This is a genomic window from Streptomyces sp. NPDC059832, from assembly GCF_042731715.1.
Classification (GTDB): domain Bacteria; phylum Actinomycetota; class Actinomycetes; order Streptomycetales; family Streptomycetaceae; genus Streptomyces.
The window spans coordinates 1-16,399 of the sequence record NZ_JBHWIY010000073.1 but is presented as its reverse complement, the minus strand read 5'-3'; the positions used below and the strand labels follow the sequence as shown (position 1 = coordinate 16,399).

The 16,399-nt window shown below is 66.8% G+C and carries 20 protein-coding genes and 1 pseudogene; 10 read left to right on the top strand and 11 right to left on the bottom strand.

Going from position 1 to position 16,399, the window contains the following annotated elements:
• Nucleotides 1-165: 165 nt before the first annotated feature.
• Nucleotides 166-846: a hypothetical protein gene (locus ACFV8T_RS44635; RefSeq protein ID WP_385339415.1), complete on the bottom strand. Its 681-nt coding sequence runs from the start codon at nt 844-846 to the stop codon at nt 166-168.
• A gap of 992 nt (nt 847-1,838) precedes the next feature.
• Here ACFV8T_RS44635 and ACFV8T_RS44630 point away from each other — a divergent pair.
• Nucleotides 1,839-2,858 carry a hypothetical protein gene (locus tag ACFV8T_RS44630; RefSeq protein ID WP_385339412.1) on the top strand — a complete coding sequence of 340 codons (1,020 nt, stop codon included), beginning with the start codon at nt 1,839-1,841 and terminating at the stop codon, nt 2,856-2,858.
• Nucleotides 2,859-2,992: 134 nt separating this feature from the next.
• Here the strand turns inward: ACFV8T_RS44630 and ACFV8T_RS44625 are convergent, their stop codons facing one another.
• On the bottom strand, nt 2,993-3,244 hold the full coding sequence (locus ACFV8T_RS44625; protein ID WP_385339410.1) for a helicase associated domain-containing protein: 252 nt from the start codon (nt 3,242-3,244) through the stop codon (nt 2,993-2,995).
• A gap of 412 nt (nt 3,245-3,656) precedes the next feature.
• Here ACFV8T_RS44625 and ACFV8T_RS44620 point away from each other — a divergent pair.
• Nucleotides 3,657-3,818: pseudogene (locus tag ACFV8T_RS44620) on the top strand (IS5/IS1182 family transposase); the annotation flags it as partial.
• A gap of 60 nt (nt 3,819-3,878) precedes the next feature.
• Here the strand turns inward: ACFV8T_RS44620 and ACFV8T_RS44615 are convergent.
• Nucleotides 3,879-4,118 (bottom strand): hypothetical protein, encoded by a 240-nt coding sequence (locus ACFV8T_RS44615; RefSeq protein WP_385339418.1) that lies wholly within the window; start codon nt 4,116-4,118, stop codon nt 3,879-3,881.
• A 272-nt stretch (nt 4,119-4,390) separates the two neighbouring features.
• A complete protein-coding gene (locus ACFV8T_RS44610; protein ID WP_385339407.1) occupies nt 4,391-4,690 on the bottom strand; it encodes a transposase in 300 nt (99 codons plus the stop codon).
• 241 nt (nt 4,691-4,931) lie between these two features.
• Here ACFV8T_RS44610 and ACFV8T_RS44605 point away from each other — a divergent pair, with 241 nt between their 5' ends.
• On the top strand, nt 4,932-5,633 hold the full coding sequence (locus ACFV8T_RS44605; RefSeq protein ID WP_385339404.1) for a hypothetical protein: 702 nt from the start codon (nt 4,932-4,934) through the stop codon (nt 5,631-5,633).
• 25 nt (nt 5,634-5,658) lie between these two features.
• Here ACFV8T_RS44605 and ACFV8T_RS44600 read toward each other — a convergent pair whose 3' ends face one another.
• A complete protein-coding gene (locus ACFV8T_RS44600) occupies nt 5,659-6,846 on the bottom strand; it encodes a site-specific integrase (protein WP_385339401.1) in 1,188 nt (395 codons plus the stop codon).
• 461 nt (nt 6,847-7,307) lie between these two features.
• On the opposite strand from ACFV8T_RS44600, the gene ACFV8T_RS44595 reads away from it, so the two are divergent.
• The 5 genes from ACFV8T_RS44595 to ACFV8T_RS44575 all read left to right on the top strand — a co-directional run bounded on the left by ACFV8T_RS44595 (nt 7,308) and on the right by ACFV8T_RS44575 (nt 11,258).
• Nucleotides 7,308-7,877: a transcriptional regulator gene (locus ACFV8T_RS44595; protein ID WP_385339399.1), complete on the top strand. Its 570-nt coding sequence runs from the start codon at nt 7,308-7,310 to the stop codon at nt 7,875-7,877.
• A gap of 884 nt (nt 7,878-8,761) precedes the next feature.
• On the top strand, nt 8,762-9,610 hold the full coding sequence (locus ACFV8T_RS44590) for an IS5 family transposase (RefSeq protein ID WP_385339396.1): 849 nt from the start codon (nt 8,762-8,764) through the stop codon (nt 9,608-9,610).
• Entirely contained in the window at nt 9,607-10,005 is a 399-nt protein-coding gene (locus ACFV8T_RS44585; protein WP_385339393.1) for a hypothetical protein, read from the top strand. Before ACFV8T_RS44590 ends, ACFV8T_RS44585 begins: the two co-directional genes overlap by 4 nt.
• 235 nt (nt 10,006-10,240) lie before the next feature.
• Nucleotides 10,241-10,537, top strand: coding sequence for a hypothetical protein (locus ACFV8T_RS44580; protein ID WP_385339390.1), 297 nt, complete (start codon nt 10,241-10,243; stop codon nt 10,535-10,537).
• 10 nt (nt 10,538-10,547) lie between these two features.
• Nucleotides 10,548-11,258: a helix-turn-helix domain-containing protein gene (locus ACFV8T_RS44575; protein ID WP_385339388.1), complete on the top strand. Its 711-nt coding sequence runs from the start codon at nt 10,548-10,550 to the stop codon at nt 11,256-11,258.
• Between the two features lie 479 nt (nt 11,259-11,737).
• Here the strand turns inward: ACFV8T_RS44575 and ACFV8T_RS44570 are convergent, their stop codons facing one another.
• Both ACFV8T_RS44570 and ACFV8T_RS44565 read right to left on the bottom strand, forming a co-directional pair.
• Nucleotides 11,738-12,004: a hypothetical protein gene (locus tag ACFV8T_RS44570; protein WP_385339386.1), complete on the bottom strand. Its 267-nt coding sequence runs from the start codon at nt 12,002-12,004 to the stop codon at nt 11,738-11,740.
• Nucleotides 12,005-12,006: 2 nt separating this feature from the next.
• Nucleotides 12,007-12,129: a hypothetical protein gene (locus ACFV8T_RS44565; protein WP_385339384.1), complete on the bottom strand. Its 123-nt coding sequence runs from the start codon at nt 12,127-12,129 to the stop codon at nt 12,007-12,009.
• Between the two features lie 104 nt (nt 12,130-12,233).
• Here ACFV8T_RS44565 and ACFV8T_RS44560 point away from each other — a divergent pair, with 104 nt between their 5' ends.
• On the top strand, nt 12,234-12,728 hold the full coding sequence (locus ACFV8T_RS44560; protein WP_358952448.1) for an ATP-binding protein: 495 nt from the start codon (nt 12,234-12,236) through the stop codon (nt 12,726-12,728).
• A 65-nt stretch (nt 12,729-12,793) separates the two neighbouring features.
• Here ACFV8T_RS44560 and ACFV8T_RS44555 read toward each other — a convergent pair whose 3' ends face one another.
• Nucleotides 12,794-13,111, bottom strand: a complete 318-nt coding sequence (locus tag ACFV8T_RS44555) for a transposase (protein WP_385339381.1) — start codon at nt 13,109-13,111, stop codon at nt 12,794-12,796.
• A 372-nt stretch (nt 13,112-13,483) separates the two neighbouring features.
• Between ACFV8T_RS44555 and ACFV8T_RS44550 the strand changes: the two genes are divergently transcribed.
• Nucleotides 13,484-14,311, top strand: coding sequence for an SDR family oxidoreductase (locus ACFV8T_RS44550; protein WP_385339378.1), 828 nt, complete (start codon nt 13,484-13,486; stop codon nt 14,309-14,311).
• 375 nt (nt 14,312-14,686) lie between these two features.
• Here ACFV8T_RS44550 and ACFV8T_RS44545 read toward each other — a convergent pair whose 3' ends face one another.
• The 3 genes from ACFV8T_RS44545 to ACFV8T_RS44535 are packed head-to-tail and all read right to left on the bottom strand — an operon-like array spanning nt 14,687 to nt 15,965.
• Nucleotides 14,687-15,274, bottom strand: a complete 588-nt coding sequence (locus tag ACFV8T_RS44545) for an SMI1/KNR4 family protein (protein WP_383769301.1) — start codon at nt 15,272-15,274, stop codon at nt 14,687-14,689.
• Between the two features lie 43 nt (nt 15,275-15,317).
• Complete coding sequence (locus ACFV8T_RS44540; protein ID WP_385339375.1) at nt 15,318-15,800, bottom strand: transposase; 483 nt, start codon at nt 15,798-15,800, stop codon at nt 15,318-15,320.
• A gap of 18 nt (nt 15,801-15,818) precedes the next feature.
• Nucleotides 15,819-15,965, bottom strand: coding sequence for a hypothetical protein (locus ACFV8T_RS44535; protein WP_385339373.1), 147 nt, complete (start codon nt 15,963-15,965; stop codon nt 15,819-15,821).
• Nucleotides 15,966-16,399 lie beyond the last annotated feature (434 nt).

Below are 16,399 nucleotides of genomic sequence, written 5' to 3'. Positions count from 1 at the left end.
GCTCAGCCGAAGGCCGCCCGCATGTACGGCAGTTACTAGTCTGAGTGATCAAGTACGAGGACTCGTTCGGACCGCGAGGTTAAAGATCAAGTTAGCGTTGTCCTTTCGGCGAGAACTACTGGGACCCCTAGTGCTCACGACGTTCCTGGCGACGTCCTGCTGCTCTCATGTGTCCAGCAGCCATGAGGCTCGTTGTTCGTCGATGCCTCCACGCCATCCTGCGAGTGGCGCCGTGATGTCCGAGCGTGGTGCGCCGCGTAGTCTGCGGGATGCTGAGTGCCTCTCGGCGGTGGGGATGAATCGGTCCCACATCGGCGGCAGGGCTGGGCTGGGAAGCACCCCGATCTCGGCAAGTCCGATGAGGATGCCGTATCGCTGATACTTGTCAGTACCGGGCACGATCTTCGCCCGCGCGACCTCCTTCTCCAGCTCGCTCGGTCTCATCCCCGTCGGCGCTGAGCGGATGAGACCGAGCAACGCGCGCATCCGTTCGCGGTCGTCCTCTTCCGGCCGAGGCAGCCCTTCTGCTGCGGCGGCTTCCAGGTCCGGCAGATAGTGCTCCGGTATCTCGTTCCACGCCCAGCCGAGTGCGAGACGCAGCAGCACTTCTGTGACGTCGACCTCGGACACTGGCTTCAGACCGCAATCAGGGACACCGTCTTCGTCTCGCGGAGCCGTGCTGAGGAAGCGCGCCCATCCGTAGGAGATCACCGTCTGACGCCCGCGCGGGGCGGACCCCAACCCGGCGACGAACGCCGGGAGCACCGCATCCTCATTCAGCACTGCGGCCGCTGAGACGGCACGCTCGACGATCTCAGGCACAGCCCACTGTTCGCGCTCATGCACCGGCCACCCCTCGCGGTGAGCTGCCGAAACGTCTGCGGGATCGCCAGATGGCTCAACTCCCTTGACTGTTCCGGCCCGAGTGAAGCGATACCCGTAGCAGCGCATCAACGGCCCCAGGGCCATTTCCCCAGGGACTCGTCGTGACGTGGCACTCATGAAGATCAAGTCTACTGCTCGGATTTCTCCGCAGGCGGCATGATGCAGCTGCCCGTCGGCCCCGAGGACGCTGCCGTGGGAGGAGCAAGGTCTCCGTGCGGTGGGCACGATCCTGAGCGCCGTTCCCCACATCGCGCTCGCGGTCACCCTGGCCAGCGCCGACCTCGACTGATCGAAAACAGGAAACGGATGTTCGGGACGACCAAAACCAGCGCTACCGGTCGGCCCCGCGCCCCGACCGCCAAAGGGCCGGCGGGTCCTCGGGCCTGGGATCTCCTGCGTCATCCCACGCACGATCCCTTGCGGTATCCCCTGCACTACCTGCTGCCCCCTCTCTCCACGGCGTCGGGCGTTTGTACAGGTCACCATGCCTGTAGAGGCGTGGTCGAGGTGCTGACATCCCCTCTGCGCACCCCCTTGCCGCCCGAACTGCCGAAATGGAGAGGGTGGGGGCGGGGCGGGCGGAGCGCTTCGGGGATCGGCGGCCGGCAAGTCCCTCTCGCGCGACGGCGGGGCCTCGCGCGGGCCGGGCCTGGTGCCCTGGCCGGGCGTGGATCCGGGCTGGTGTGGCCGGGCGCGCTGGACACCGTCGCGCGCGACCCTGGAGGTATGGCCCGCGTACGTTTCTGCGATTCCTGCGGGGCCCGGCCGCACACGGGGGAGTCGGCCCATCGGCGGTACTGCGACGACGTCTGTCGGGCTCAGGCATACCGGGACCGGCAGGTCGCCGACTGGATCTGGCGGCTCGGACTGCTTCGCCCTCCACCGGGGACTGGCCCGATAGCCGCCCGCGCGCCGTACAAAAAGGACGGAATGCCGATGAAAGGCTGCGGGGCATGATTGCTGCCGAGAACCTGGCCCAGCCGCCCGTGCACGCCTTCGTCAGCGCACTGAACGCCCTCGACGACCTGGACAGGGAGCCCCTGAACCACGTCGTGCGCCCCGACTTCTGGTGCACCAGCGGTCAGAGCCGCGGCGGGCTCGAGAACCTGCTGACCAACAGGATCCGGTTCGCGGCGACGGCCCAGAGCGACGACGGCCTCACCCTGACCGGGTTCGCCGCCCTGCACGAACACTCCTTCCCCTCGACCTGGGTGTTCACGGTGAAGGGCAGCGAGGTCCAGTCGCTGGAGATCTCCATCGAGGCGAAGCCCACGCCGGACCAGCAGCAAGATGGCCGTGAAGCCTTCGAGGAACTCGACAGGCAGATCACCGCGGCCAAGTACGAGAGGGCGACCGACCAGGACGGGCGCACCCACCTGCCCGGCACGGCCCGCCGCCGGAAGATCGGCGCGGTCCCCTACCTGCACGCGTGGAAGCCCGGCGCGCTCGGCGCGATCAGCTGGATCAACACCGGCGTGAGGCTGGAGGACCCGGACGTGTACAAGTCCTTCGCCAGCCCCGAATCCGGCGACTCCGTCCGCAAATCCGCCTCCAGCAGGGTGGACTTCCGGCTGTCCCTGCCCCTGGGCTGGGACGGGGACGACTACCAGAAGGCCGTCGTCACACTCGACGCCACGTCGTACTACAAGGACGGGACGTCCTGGCCCGACTTCGGAACCTGGATCAAGGAGAAACACAGTCTGGTCGACCGCACCGTTCCGCGCGTGACCGGAACGCTGACCCTCACCGGTCCCGACGGAGCGGTAATCAGCACCGAGGAGATCAAGGCCAAGGGGGTCAAGCCGCCCTACCCGATGTCCTTCACCCGCGAATACGCCCTTGCCGACCTGCCCCCCGGCCCCTACACCGTCGCCCTGACCGGCGCGGTCAAGACCGGCGGCTTCCAGTTCAGCGGGGACGACAGCACGGTGGACATGGACGACCGCTCCATCACGTTCGACGTCGGGACCTGAGCCGAGAGGGCCAAGGAAACGTTCTGCGGAGAACATCGAGCCGGCCGCGCCGGTGGGCGAGCGGAAGGGGCAATCACTCGGTCACGCCCTGCTGAACCGTCTGACCAGGTCTCGGTTGGCCACCCGGACGGCTTCTACCAGCGCATCCTGAGCTGATCGAGATCCGCCCGGCGCTGCCCGGGGAGTTTCGCGGCGCGTTTGCGGACGTTGTCGAGCCACGTCCCGAGCCTCACCACCAGGGGCCCGTCAGCACCGCCCTGACGGCCCGACAGCGCCTCCAGCTGCTCGGCATGCTTGCGGGGGACTCGCAGGTGCCCTTCACGGGCGTGGAACTGCCGTGCCGCCGCGAGATTGAGGGCCCACATGGTGTCCTGCGTCCGCTTCACCGGCCGCTCCTCCTCCCCGACCGGTGTGACCTTGTTCTCCAGCAGCCACTGCTTTACCGGCAGCAGCTGCTCCCACCCGAAGCGCTGCGCCGGGATCCACCGTCCGAGGTCCTCGCCCTGGACGACGCGACGTCGCCCGCAGCCTCCGGGAGCGTGTCGCCGACCTGGACGTGGTTCTGGACCAGTCGGTAGCAGCGCTGCCACCCGGTGTCCCACTTGTCCCGGTCGCCGATGGACAGGCAGATCTGGCGTTGCCTCGGCAACGCCAACCAGAAGTTCGTGATCGACGAGGGTCAGGTCAAGGTCGCCGACACGATCGGCAGGCGTGAGGAGATGTGCCTGGACGCGGGCAATACCCACAACGACGGTGACAACGTCCAGATCTGGGCGTGCCAGACCCCGAACGCTGCCCCGCCGATGGGTCGTAGAACGGAGCCTCGGATGGATCATGATGCACCGCCGGCTCGCCCGCGACTACGAGACCAAACCCGAGCACTCCGAAAGCATGATCCGCCTCGCCACAATCTCCACCCTCGCCAAACGAGCAACCGGCGAAACCACCCCAACCTGGCGAAACGCACAATCACCCACGAACTACATGAACCAGACGTCCTCTGAGGTCCGGCCGGGCGGGTCAGCTGGCTTCGGGGCGGCGGCCGACCAGCTGCGTGAGCAGCTCGATGATCTGAGCCTGGTTGCGGTCGATCTTCTCGTCGAGGGCTTCGACCTTCTGGTCGAGGTTGCCGATCTGGAGACGTACCGCAGTGAGGTCGGACTTGATGATCCCGAACTCGCGGTCGTGCTTGTCCGCGACCTCTTCGAAACGTCGAGTCAGGGCAGCGTGCTCGCTGTGGGCAATAGGGTCCTCGGGCACGCGGGCGCTCCTGCATGATCATGAACTAAGGCATCGGAGAGTTCACGATAACGTGCTCGTCTCTCCTGTGGCCGGGCAGCGGGGAAGCGGAGACCGACCATGTTCGGACGCCGCCCCCAAACCCCCGCTGATCAGCTGTCGAGGAGACCCAGCTCACGGTCGGGCCCACAGAGTGGGCACGCGCTAGGAGGAACGGGCGACCTTCACCGCCCGGCACAACAGCGTGACGGGGTGATTGGCCTTCTCCGCGTGGATGAACCGGTACAGCTCGCTCACCGGTCGCTCTCCTTCACGAAGAAGGCCGTCGCTTTTTTCAAGATCTCGATCGTCTGCTGCTGCTCACGGTTCTGCCTGCGGAGGCGCTTGAGTTCCTCGCGTTCGGCACTGGTCAGCTCGCCCGGGGCGCCCTCGCCGCGGGCGACCTGATCGCGGCGGACCCAGTTGCGCAGACTCTCCGGGCTGACGCCGAGCTCCCGGGTGACCTGGGTCACCGTCCTGCCGAAAGAACGGACGAGCGCTATCGCGTCCCGCCGGTACTCCGCCGAGTACCGCTTCGTGTACTTACTTCCCACCTGGCACTACTTCCTCTGGAACCACACGTCCCAGTCTCCAGGTGTCCACGGTCAAGGGGAAGCTTCACGACGGCGTCACTCCCGCCTCGGACACCGAAGCCCGATCGCCTACGAAACAGCCACCGCAGCAACATCAACTACGCTGGCCAAAGCCGCATAGCCCCAGGATTCGGGGTCAAGGCCCCACGGCAGGTCACCCGCACAGTCGCTCACCCGCAGCAAGGTAGAAAGGTAGATCCTCGTGACTACGTACAGCAGGAGCCTCAAGAGGATCGTCGTGTGCGCGGTGGCCGTGGCAACCGCAGCGGTCGTGACCACCGGATGCGACGGGTCCGGGGGTGCTGGCGGGTCCGGGGGTGCTGGCGGGTCCGGGGGTGCTGGCTGGTCCGCCGCCAGCACCGAGCAGTCGTCGTACGAAGTGACCGAGGAGGTCACCGGTGTCGCCATCGACAATCGCGGCGGCGACATAGAGATCGTCACCGGCACCGGCACCTCGGTCAAGGTGACCGAGACGCTGGAGTACAGCAATGCCAAGCCGAAGACCGAGCACTCCGTCTCGGGCGGGAAGCTCGTCCTCAAGGCGAGCGCCTGCGGGGGCTCCTCCTCCAAGTGCTCCGTGTTCTACCGCGTCGAGGTCCCCGCCGGCGTACAAATTGACGCCAGCACGGGTGGCGGCAACGTCACCGGCACCGGCCTCGGCGGCACCGTCCTGGCCAAGACCGGCGGCGGCAACGTCGACGTGTCGTTCGGCTCGGCTCCCCTCAGCGTCAGCGCCGAGAGCGGCGGCGGCAATGTGACCGTCAAGCTCCCCAAGGGCCCGTACGCCGTCGACGCCACCACGGCCGGCGGTAACCGCAAGGTCGACGTGACCATCGACGACGCCTCCCCCAGCAAGGTCAGGGCCCGCAGCGAGGGCGGCGACGTCACGGTCACGGGGGCGTAGCAACCAGCCGTTCTCGCACGGTGGTTCATCGGGACTCCGGGAAGGCCCGAACCTCGAATCTCGGCACTCCCGGAAAGTGAGGCCCCGGACGGAATCCCGTCCGTTCCTCGCTGATCCGCAGCGTGCGGGTGTGGGCCTCCTCGAAGACCTGTTCCCAACGCTGTTTGCTGGGCATCTGCCCTCCTCGGCCCACGAACAGGGCCATCGGCTCCAGCCCGTGGTCTTCCTCGATCATCGTGATCCTGCGAAGCGGGGCCGGCATCTGTGCGATGCGGAAGCTCCGTCGGCGGCCTCGCCAGACGCCGCCCAGCCGCATCTGCCGCAGGTCGACGTTGTCGACGACGAACCAGTCCTCGCGTCGGCGGTGCAGGTTCCCGGCTGCCTTCCGCACCACCGCGGCCCGCTCGGTGCGGCGGTAGAGGTCGAGCTCACGCAGGGTCGCGTCCTGGATCGACACGGTCCGAGGCAGCCCGTACTTCGCGATCGCCTGCAGCTTCACCTCTGCAGGGGAGGCGTCCCGGCGGGGCGGTCCGACCTCGATGTCCAGCAAGCTGGTGAACTCCCGCAGCCGCATCCCGGTCGTCACCGCGAGCTCGCCCGCCGAGCTATTGCGCAGCGGAGCCGAGCCGCGGAAGGACCGGTCCGTGCGGTCGTCGGGCAGCAGCCCGCGCAGGCCCACCTGCTTCAGGAACCGCCACTGGGCGAACGACAGGTGGCGAACGTCCAGCTCGGTCGTACTGCCCCAGGCCAGCACGTCACGGCCGTTGCGGCGGCGGTAATACGGGCGGCGGTCCAGCAACCCGTTGTAGACGGCCCAGTCGTAGAAGTTGTTGATCGCCGCCCGGCGCCGCTGCCAGGTCGCCGCCGAGATCGGCACCTCCTGGTGCAGGGTGCGGTCGTCGCGGTAGGCGATCAGATCGTCCTCGGTCGCTGACAGCAGGTCCGTCGGCGGCTCCAGTTGCCCCAGGAAGTCGACCAGGTCGAGGACGTCGTACGTGTAGTCCGCGAGCGTCTTGGCCACCAGCGACTTCGACAGATCGAAGAAGAACGAGCACAGCGGCTCCACCGGCCGCATGTCCGGCCCCAGGAAGAACGGGGTGCCCTCGCGTACGGCCCCCGGACGCTCGACGTACGTACGGACCTCCAGATCGACACCGCCCGGGGCCTCGTAGAAGCGCCGGACCTTGTCAACCGAGGCGAAGAAGTAGTCCATCCCAACCCACCTGCGAGACAACTAGGAGTGCTGGAACCTAACAGACCAAAGATCTCCGAACTGGCATCAGTTGAGACTAATGAGACACCTAAAGAACCTTGTCCTAAGGAGCTGCGTCTCGGGTGGTGCTGACCGTGACGTTCAAGGCAGCGGAGGAGTGGCTGGTGTCGGTGGGGGGTTTCGCCGCCCGGCCCTGGGGGGCCGTTCGGCTCCGGTACCTCCGCACCCCGTCCTGTATGGCCCCGCCTATCTCAGCTCCCTTTCTCGGGCCAGGGTGGGGCAGCAGGGAAGGGCTGCGTCATCGAGAAGGGGGCCATGCGGAGTTCTGGGCGCTTCAGCAGCCAAAACGAACATCGGTTGCTGGGGAAAGCAACACATAACCTCTGATAGAACCGCATACCGTGGAATCTCAACTACCGCTGCCAGCAGCGGAGTTCGACCCAAAAAAGGTGGGGTGTGAAGTGCCGGATAAGACCATCGACTTCGGGAAGTTCGGCGCCCGGGGCATCAAGGGCAGTGACGCCGTCGCACGCAAGCTCGACGAGCTGGCGGACGGCATCGTTACCCCAGTGACCGTGAAGCGCGGTCTGATGGCGCGGCTGCACTACCTGACCCGGACCGAGCACAGCCGCAGGGCGGCCAGGGACGCCGGACTCACGGTGACCGACCGCACGCTGAAGGCATGGCTGGACGAGAAGCGCCGGCCGTCGACCGCCAACCTGGAACGCATCGACGCCGCCTACCGCCAGGTCCGCCGCCACAACGTCGCCCGGCACCTCCTGCGACGCCTGAATGCCGCCGGCGGGACGCGGGTGGAGATTCACCCGCTGAACCAGTCGCAGGTGCCGCGTCCGCTCCAGCGGCTGGTGGAGTACCGCGCGATGAACGTCCGCCGCTGGGACCGCATAGTCGAGGCCTGGGCGGCCGGTGACCACCAGGGCCTGGACGACGCCTGGGAGGACGTCATCGTCGACCTCGGATCCCAGTGGGGCCAGTACGAGTACGTCACCAACATCGGTTTCGCCGCCTAGAACGGCCCTGTACGCCATTCTGAGCGCCTGTCAGTCTCCTCAGGTCTCCCATCCAGGGTGGTTGAGTTCGGCCGCCAGATTGCCGCATGGCGACTTGTGAGTGCCTGTGGCGCTCGACTCGGGACTGGTGAGCAGCCGGCGGCAGCGCGCGGTCTGCCGGCCGCCGTGGTGCTCGCGTCCTGCCCGGGGTCCGGGGAGAGGGCCGTTGGGGGTGGTCGCTGTGAAATGGCCGTTGGTGCAGGTGAAGCCGATGCCTGCCCGGAGAGGGCATGGCGATCGGCTTCACTCGGGCGGATGCGCCAACATCCGGACCCGTAATCCCTGGTGCGCCGGTTGGAGCCAGTAGCAATCAGGGCAAGGGCGGTCCCTACTGGGAACGCGCGCCTTTCTGGAGATGAGTGTGCCTGGAGAGTGGCGATCACGCCGAAATGGGCGGGCGCGAAATTGAATCAACGCAGGTCAGCTCCATGGCACCGGGCCGGTGCGCCCTGTACTGCGTGGTACGGCAAACGCAAGCGGCACGGCTTGCCCCGCTACGGCCCGCAGCCTGCGCAGCCAGGCCCTATGGCCTGCGCCTCCCCTCCCCGGACATCCCTTTTGTTCGCATTGGGGGGTTGTCATTCTGTCGTGGCAGGCGTCGCGCGGTGCTCTGACCTGCGCTGCAGAGCCATGCCACGGCCTCGTGGTGCCCCGCCGGCCCGATACATCGCGTCCTTGATGGACAAGTTCGGCATCGAGGTTCCATTGGCACGTTGGTGAGACAAGTGGCTGACCTCCCCTCAGAGGGCGGTTCGTGAGTCTTCGGGTGGTTCTGGTGTCGCCTGATGGTGTGGGTGTGGTCTGAATCCGCCGGTTCCCGGTCGCTGATCTGCTGGTGTGATGAGGTGACTGAACGTAAGCCGTACCCGAGTGACTTATCGGATGGGCAGTGGGCGTTGATCGAGCCGGTGATCACGGCGTGGAAGGACCGGCACCGCTCGGTCAGCGGCCACCAGGGCGCCTATGCGATGCGAGAGATCGTGAACGCGATCCTCTACCAGGGCCGGACCGGCTGCCAGTGGACCTACCTCCCGCACGATCTGCCGCCGAAGAGCGCGACGTACTACTACTTCGCCGCCTGGCGGGACGACGGGACCGACCAGGTCATCCACGAGCTACTGCGCTGCCAGGTCCGTGAGAAGGCCCGCCGATCAGAGGACCCGACCCTGGTGGTCCTTGACACCCAGAGTGTCCACGCTGCCGCCGGGGTCCCCGCCTCCACAACCGGCCGGGATCCGGCGAAACGGGTCCCGGGCCGCAAGCGGGGCCTGGCCGTGGACGTGCTCGGCCTGGTCATCGCGGTGGTCGTCCTCGCCGCGAGCGCGCACGACAACACCGCGGGCGTCGTCCTGCTGGACCAGGTCGCCGAACACACCGGCGGAACCGTCGAGAAGGCCCTTGTCGACCAGGGTTTCAAGAACCAGGTCGTCGCGCATGGAGCCGGCCTGGGCATCGATGTCGAGATTGTCCAACGCAACCCGCAGGAGACGGGGTTCGTGCCGCAGCCGAAGAGGTGGAGGATCGAGCAGACCTACGGGATCCTGATACTGCACCGGCGCCTGGTCCGCGACTACGAGCACCACCCGGCCTCCTCCGCCTCCCGCGTCCACTGGGCCATGACCCACGTCATGGCCCGCCGCCTCACCGGCGAGAACACCCCCACCTGGCGCGAACCGCAGACGGTGACCGCGTGAACCTCCAGCCCCTCCTTCACGCACTCGGCATCCAGGAGCACGCCGCCCGAGCCCTGGCCGACGACCTCCGCACCCAGATCGACGAACTGCACGCCCGGCTACGCGAGACCGAGACCCACCTCGAACACCTCGCGATCACACGGACGACCGTCACCGGCCTCGCTGACCGGCTCCCGGCCGCCCCGCCGGACCTGCCCGAACACCCGGACTACCCCCGCATCCTCGGCGTCTTCAACGACGCGACCGGCCCACTGCGGGCCCGGGACGTCTGCGAAGCCCTCGACCACGAACTACTGCCGAAGAACATCGAGGGCACCCGCGCCAAACTGAAACGCCTGGTCAAGCTCGATATCCTCACCGAAGCCGACACTGGCAGCTTCACCCGGAAGCAGTAGCCGGCCGAGCACCGTGACCAGCACCCCTGCCCCAGCCTCACCCAGAAACAGACATCAGCTCACGAACCGCCCTCTCAGGACCCCTTACGAGCCTGGGAAACTTGCCCCAGCAGTCCACGTGTGCGCAGGGAGCGCCAACTCCCGAAGACCGCACAACACGGGCTTTCCGGTTGGAGCCAAGTAGCACCGTCCGGCGATCTCACGGTCGCCGGGCGGTAGTTAGGGAGACCCTGTCATGGGCAAAAAGCCCATCGTCGCGGCGAGCACCGCGACCATCGAGTCGGCGTCGGCCGACACCACCACCATCACGATGAGCGGCCGGTTCGCCATGCCACACGCACTGGTGATCATCGCGTCCATCGCCACCGCCGCGTTCCTCGCCCCCGACGCGATGACCGTCCAGGACGTCCTGCTGCTCCTGGCGGGCGCTGGCGCCATCGGCGCCGGAGTCGTCCTCGTGGTCGTGACCGGAGGCCGCAACGGCAGCCGGATCGGCCGGTTCGCCCGCGCGTACTTCAGCTCGGACGACTGAGGCGGCCGCCGTGGGACGCCCCGAGAACAACGTGGACCAGACCGTTCCCGCACGCGCGGAGCTCGCGGAGTACCTCCGCGAACGCCGCCGTGCAGCCGACCTGACCTACAGCCAGATGTCCCAGGACGGCCGGCTCTCGAAGGCCACCTTCGAGCGCGCCGCCTCCGGCTCGACCGTGCCCGCCTGGGACACCGTCGAGCAGTTCATCACCGTGACCCTCACAGAGAAGGACGTCTTCGGACCCGAGGTGCTCCTGACCCGCGGCCACGAACTGTGGGTCAGGGCCCGCCGGGCCACCCGAGCGCCGTACTACGTCCACAAGGCACCCGACCCCACCCTGCTCTCGGACACCGCGGGCTTCCTCCGCGCGCTGCGCCACCAGCATGTGTGGGCCGGCTACCCGACTCCCGGCGAGATGGAGTCGATGGCCGGGACCGGGATGCTCCCCAAGACCACCGCCCGCCGCATCATCGCCGGGGACGCACTGCCCGTGGACCCCCCGCAGGCCCTCGCCTTCCTGCAAGCCTGCTACGTACAGGGAGAAACGGAACTCGAACGGTGGCTCTCCGCCGCCGTCCGGGCCCTGCGCGACGACCCGACCCGGTCGAAGGACATCGGCAAATGGGTAAAGGCCCACCAGGAAATGGCCCGGCGGGCCGAGGAGAAAGAGTTCGCATCGGTGACCCTGTTGCGCGACCAGGAGGGACAGCGCGCAGCGTGATGTGACGTAACCCGGATAGAACGACAGCGGCGCCTCCCACTGGGAGGCGCCGCAGCCATGTGGGGCAGCGGTTCAGCTGGTGATCGGCACCGATCCATCCCACATGCGTCGGGTGTTCGTGCAGGTCACCATGCCTGTAGAGGCGTGGTTGGGGTGCTGACATCCCCTCTGCGCACCCCCTTGCCGCCCGAACTACCGAAATGGAGAGGGTGGGGGCGGGGCGGGCGGAGCGCTTCGGGGATCGGCGGCCGGCCAGTCCCTTCTCGCGCGTCGGCGGGGCCGCGCGCGCTGGTGCTCGCACCTCTGGCCTGTTGGGCCGGTCTGGGCTGCTGACGGCAGGTGTGCCGAGTGCAGTGGCTCCGGCAACGCCGGGCGCGGCACTATCTACGACCCGCGCTGCATTGCCTGCGCGGACGTCCGGGTGGCCGTGTGCAACGGTGCCCCGGTGAGTGGGTAGGCCGGGGCACCATCGGAGCGGGTCAGGTCCCGAGGTATTCCAGGAGCCAGCTGACCGGCACGTCGTCCGCCGAGTCGGCGGCAGCCGTCTTCATGCGGCCGATGAGGACCTTCCGGGTGCCGGGCGGCAGCTTCTCGGCAAGGCGGTCGCCGTTGTCGGGGACGTTGCGGGGCTGCACGCCGCTCCAGGAGCCGCTGGTGTAGATACTCACGCCGAGCCTGACGTCCGCATAGGCGCAGCCGAAGCTGAGCCACGAGTCACCCCAGGGGCCCGCGTTGGGCGGAGGCACGGTCAGGTGATCGTGTACTTGTAGTGGATCAGCCCACCAGCCTCGGTGAACGCGAAGCCATGCGGGATCTGGTCGAGTTGGAAGCTGTTGGCCACTACTGAACTTGATCGGGTGTTGTCGGGCATACACCTCATCGTGCTCCGCATGCCTTGCGCGATGATGTGATCGTGTTCCCAGGCGATCGGAATCCGGTTCGTTGCACGGCGCCGGGACCGCTAGGGTCAGGCGGGTGAGTGATCCTCAGCCGGTCGTATGGCTACTTACCGGCATGCCGGGCTCAGGTAAGACCACCTTCGCGAAGGCGTTGGCACGAGGCGGTGTCGTCCGTCTGTCAGTGGATGAACAAATGACAGCCCGGCATGGACGGATCGGCAAGGACCACGCCGAGTACGAACACCTCGCGCTTCAGGCTCCCGTGATCGAGGACGTTCGGCGACAGCTTGTCGCACTCCTACGGGAAGGCCGTTCGGTAGTGCTGGATCACGGCCTGGGCACCCGTGCGGTCAGGGACGACTACAAGCAGCTGGTCACGGAGTATGGCGCCAGGTGGCGGCTCGTCCACTTCCAGGCTGATCACGATGAGTTGTTGCGGAGACTGGCCAAGCGGAACAACGAACAGGAACATGGCGTGATTTCGCCAGAGACGCTGGCCTGGATCGCCGAGCACTCTGAAGCCCCTGCGGGTGAGGGTGAAGAGCCCCCGGTACTTCCAACCTCAGCCTGACAAAGATCCCGGGCTGAGAAGGCTGCCGGTCACACAGGTCCATCCCGGTCGATAGCCAGGCCAGATCAGGTGTCCAGCGCCAGGTCGGCGCCGGCAAGGTATCCGTCGATGAGGTGCAGCCGGTACTGGATCTTCCTGAGGCTGCGCTTCACGGCGGTGGCGAGCTGGTCGAGGTTCGCGGCGGCAAGGTTGCCGATGGTCCGTTTCACCAGTGACCAGATGCCTTCCTGCGGGTTGAGGTCGGGTGCGTAGGAGGGGAAGTGGAAGACGGTCAGCCAGTCCTCGTTCGCGGCGATGAAGTCCTTCATCTGCGGCATGAGGTGGGTGCGCAGGTTGTCCCAGACCAGGACGATGGGGCCTTTGAGCTGGTTGTGGGCCCGCACGATGAGGTAGCGATAGTCCTGCCAGGTGAAGCCCTTGGGCTCGCCTTTGCGGCCCCGGTGGACGCGGAAGCTGTAGATCAGCCGCGACTGGCTTCGTTCATCTCTGGGGACAGCGTTTGTCGACGGGGCCCGGAGTCACTTGGTGATCAGTTGGCTTGTGAATTTCGATGAGAAATGACGGCAGCGAAGTGGCCGGGAACACGGGGCGACAGGCTGGCCGTCAGATCGGCCAGCCGCTGAGGTGCACCGACGAATGTCTCTGAGCGCGGGTATGAACATGCTTGGTGGTGCGTCCTTGAACTCGGTAAGCGGATGGACCCTCCGGTAATGTTGGCGAGGACTCTTGACGCCTTCTCGGACAGTGGGGACAGGATGATTCTTGTGACGGGTGCGACCGGCACCATTGGCCGGTACCTGGTACGGATGCTTGCGGAGGCGGACGTGCCCTTTCGGGCGCTGGTGCGGGACGCGCGCAAGGGCAAGGAGCTGGACTGCGAGTTCGCGGTCGGGGACTTCGACGATCCGGTGTCGATGATGTCCGCCCTGAAGGGCGTTGACCGTCTTCTGCTCAACAGTGGCGGCGCGCTTCCCGTGGATGGGCAGCAGCCGATGATCCGGCAACAGACCGGCGTCATCGACGCGGCACGGGCTGTCGGGGTCTCGTGGGTGGTGAAGGTATCGGCATGGCAACCCGGCCCGGACGCGAAGCTGTCCGTACGCGCGCACTGGGAGATCGAGCAGTACCTCGAGGCGTCTGGCCTGCGGTGGGCGTCACTGCAGCCCACCGGTTACATGCAGAATTTCTTCACCGGCGAGGGCGGCTTCACCCACAGCGCTGTCCTGGAAGGTCCGTACGGCGCGGGACGTGTGTCGTACATCGACGCCTACGACGTCGCCGCCTGTGCCGCAGTGCTGCTGACAGACCCGCTCCGAGACGGCGAAACGTATGCGCTCACCGGGCCGGAAGCGCTGACGCATGAGGAGATCGCCGCCAAGCTCACCATTCCCTTCCAAGATCTGACACCTCAGGAGGCAGCTGAGGGTCTACGAGCGCAGGGGCTACCCGGATGGTTCGTAGATGACCTTCTGCGGCTCTACGCAGAGATGGCAGATGGCGCGATGTCTGAGGTGACGACGGCAGTGCGGGAGCTGACCGGGCGTGCGCCGCGTACGTTCGACGAGTTCTTGGCGAATAGGTAGGACACGCTTTCCGGGTGACCGTGTGCCGCTGCTTGCGCGGCGCGTCCATATCCGCCCGCAGAATCTCGTTGATCACCGGCTTGTACGGATCCAGCGTGGTCGCTCGTGGCGGCAGCTTCTTACAAGGCTCCGGCCAGGACGAGTCCAACGCCTTCCGCACTGTCCGCCAGGTCACGCCGTGCTTGCGCTCAAGTTCCCGTATCGACATGCCATCGCGATGGTCACGCCGGATCGCCGCGTACAGCTCGACCTTCGACATCTGCGGCATGACCAGCACCTTTCACCAAGAGCATCCCGATGCTGCCCTGGCAAGAGCCCCTGTGCCTCCCAAAAACTCAGGTTCTGGCTCACATTCCGTGGAGTGATTACGGAGAGTCAGATCTTCGGGGCCATGCGGTGGCGGTTTGGATGGGCGCGAAGTCGAGGTGAGGTGAGTTCCAGGGCACGGTTGTCGCGTCCGGCACTCATGTGGTTGAGCCAGCGTTCGTACCAGTCGAGGAAGTCGGTGGCGGAGGAGACGTTGGGGCCCCAGTACCCGTCGCCGTTACCAATGAGGACGCGGCCAGTGAGGGGACCGGTCACGGCGATGACGCATACGTCAGTGCAGCCCATCTCGATGATGTGGAGGAAGAGATCGCGTCCGTGGGCCCTGGGTTCTGTGCCGCCGAAGCCGCGGGGCGTCCCTGGTTCACCACGCGGGTTCATGACCAGCAGGGAACACCGCTCCAGCGGCATGAGGCCGTAGAACGGCGCCGCGCCTGAGCCGCCGAGATGTGTGAGGAACTGCCGATAGGCGTCGGGCAGGACGACGTCGTGCTCGGCCTCAAACGCAGCGACGCGTGCTTCCGCCAGCTTCGGGCCGAGGCGAAACTCGTGTTGCTCTTCCCCGAAGGAGTGGCTGCGCAGGGGTTGGAACGGGATCGCGGCCAGCTTGCGACGCAGGCGGGGTATGCGGGGATCCATGGTGCATCTTCTCTCGTTCCCGTCACCCTATGGGTGGCTGTAGTCAGCTGGTCAGAAGAACCCTCTTCCGCAGGAGAGCGAAGCCGGCCCGGCCGAACATCTGGCGCTTGAGCATCTTGATCCGGTTGACGTGTCCTTCGACCACGCCTGAGTTCCAGGGCAGGATGAGCCCGGCGATGACGGCGTCGCGGTCACGCTCGATGCCTGCGGCGAGGGTGTGGAGGCTGGGGAGATCGTCGCGCCGGACGGCATCGAGCCACTGCGGCAGCCCTTCGCCCTGGCGTTCGGTGAGCATCTGGGCGAAGGTCCGCACGTGAGTGGTGAGGGCGTCGAGTTCGGGGCAGTGGACCAGCACGGCCTTGAGCCGAAGGTGGTCGACTTCCGGGAGGGTCTCGGGGCGCCGGAGGATCCAGCCGGCGACAACACTGGGTGACGGTGGCCGAGCTGTGACGGCGCCAGGAGAGAGCCGTTTCTCCCGGAAGTAGGCGCGAACCCGCTGGTAGCTGCCCTGATAGCCGAGCGGCACAAGCTCCTCCCACGCTGTTCAGGCATTGGTGCAGCCCTGGTTCCAGCGGTCATCCAGGTAGGGCTTGAACGCGTCCAGCTTGGACGGCCGGCCCTGCCACTGCCCATGGAAGAGGTCCTCCGGGGCGGCTGCGTCGGCGAAGAGCTTGACGGTGCGCGAGGTCATGCGGAGCTGGCGGCCGATCGCCCTCCGGCTGAGCCCGGCCGCCAGCAGTTCGTGGACGGTCGCGTGCTTGGCGCGGGTGCGGTCGGCGAAACGATGCCCGGTCGGCCAGGGCGAGCCGGACGGGTCTTCGAACTTCTCCGGCTGGGGGACGGACTGGGCTGGATCCGGCGCCAGGACCCGCAGGCATCCGCGGTGGTCTGCGACACAACGCTCGGCTGCCTCACTCAGGTTGTCGGGTCGGGCCCGGGCGCGGTTCCTGGATCGCTCCAGGACCGTTTCCCGGACCCGCCCGCCGAACCCGGCGTGCGACTTTCACCGCACCGGGCTCTCCACGAGATCATGAGGTGACCCCCGTGGTGTGGACACACCTGACAATGGATCTTGATGGTCCAGGAAGGTGTAGATCCACATGGCAAGGCCCTCGAAGTACAGTG

What these genes read in the sequence shown, in the direction of transcription:
- ACFV8T_RS44630 (WP_385339412.1), top strand. Translation starts at nt 1,839, where the DNA reads ATGATTGCTGCCGAGAACCTGGCCCAGCCGCCCGTGCACGCCTTCGTC.
- ACFV8T_RS44550 (WP_385339378.1), top strand. Translation starts at nt 13,484, where the DNA reads ATGATTCTTGTGACGGGTGCGACCGGCACCATTGGCCGGTACCTGGTA.
- ACFV8T_RS44580 (WP_385339390.1), top strand. Translation starts at nt 10,241, where the DNA reads ATGGGCAAAAAGCCCATCGTCGCGGCGAGCACCGCGACCATCGAGTCG.
- ACFV8T_RS44565 (WP_385339384.1), bottom strand. Translation starts at nt 12,129, where the DNA reads ATGCCCGACAACACCCGATCAAGTTCAGTAGTGGCCAACAGCTTCCAA.
- ACFV8T_RS44545 (WP_383769301.1), bottom strand. Translation starts at nt 15,274, where the DNA reads ATGGATCCCCGCATACCCCGCCTGCGTCGCAAGCTGGCCGCGATCCCG.
- ACFV8T_RS44535 (WP_385339373.1), bottom strand. Translation starts at nt 15,965, where the DNA reads ATGACCTCGCGCACCGTCAAGCTCTTCGCCGACGCAGCCGCCCCGGAG.
- ACFV8T_RS44600 (WP_385339401.1), bottom strand. Translation starts at nt 6,846, where the DNA reads ATGGACTACTTCTTCGCCTCGGTTGACAAGGTCCGGCGCTTCTACGAG.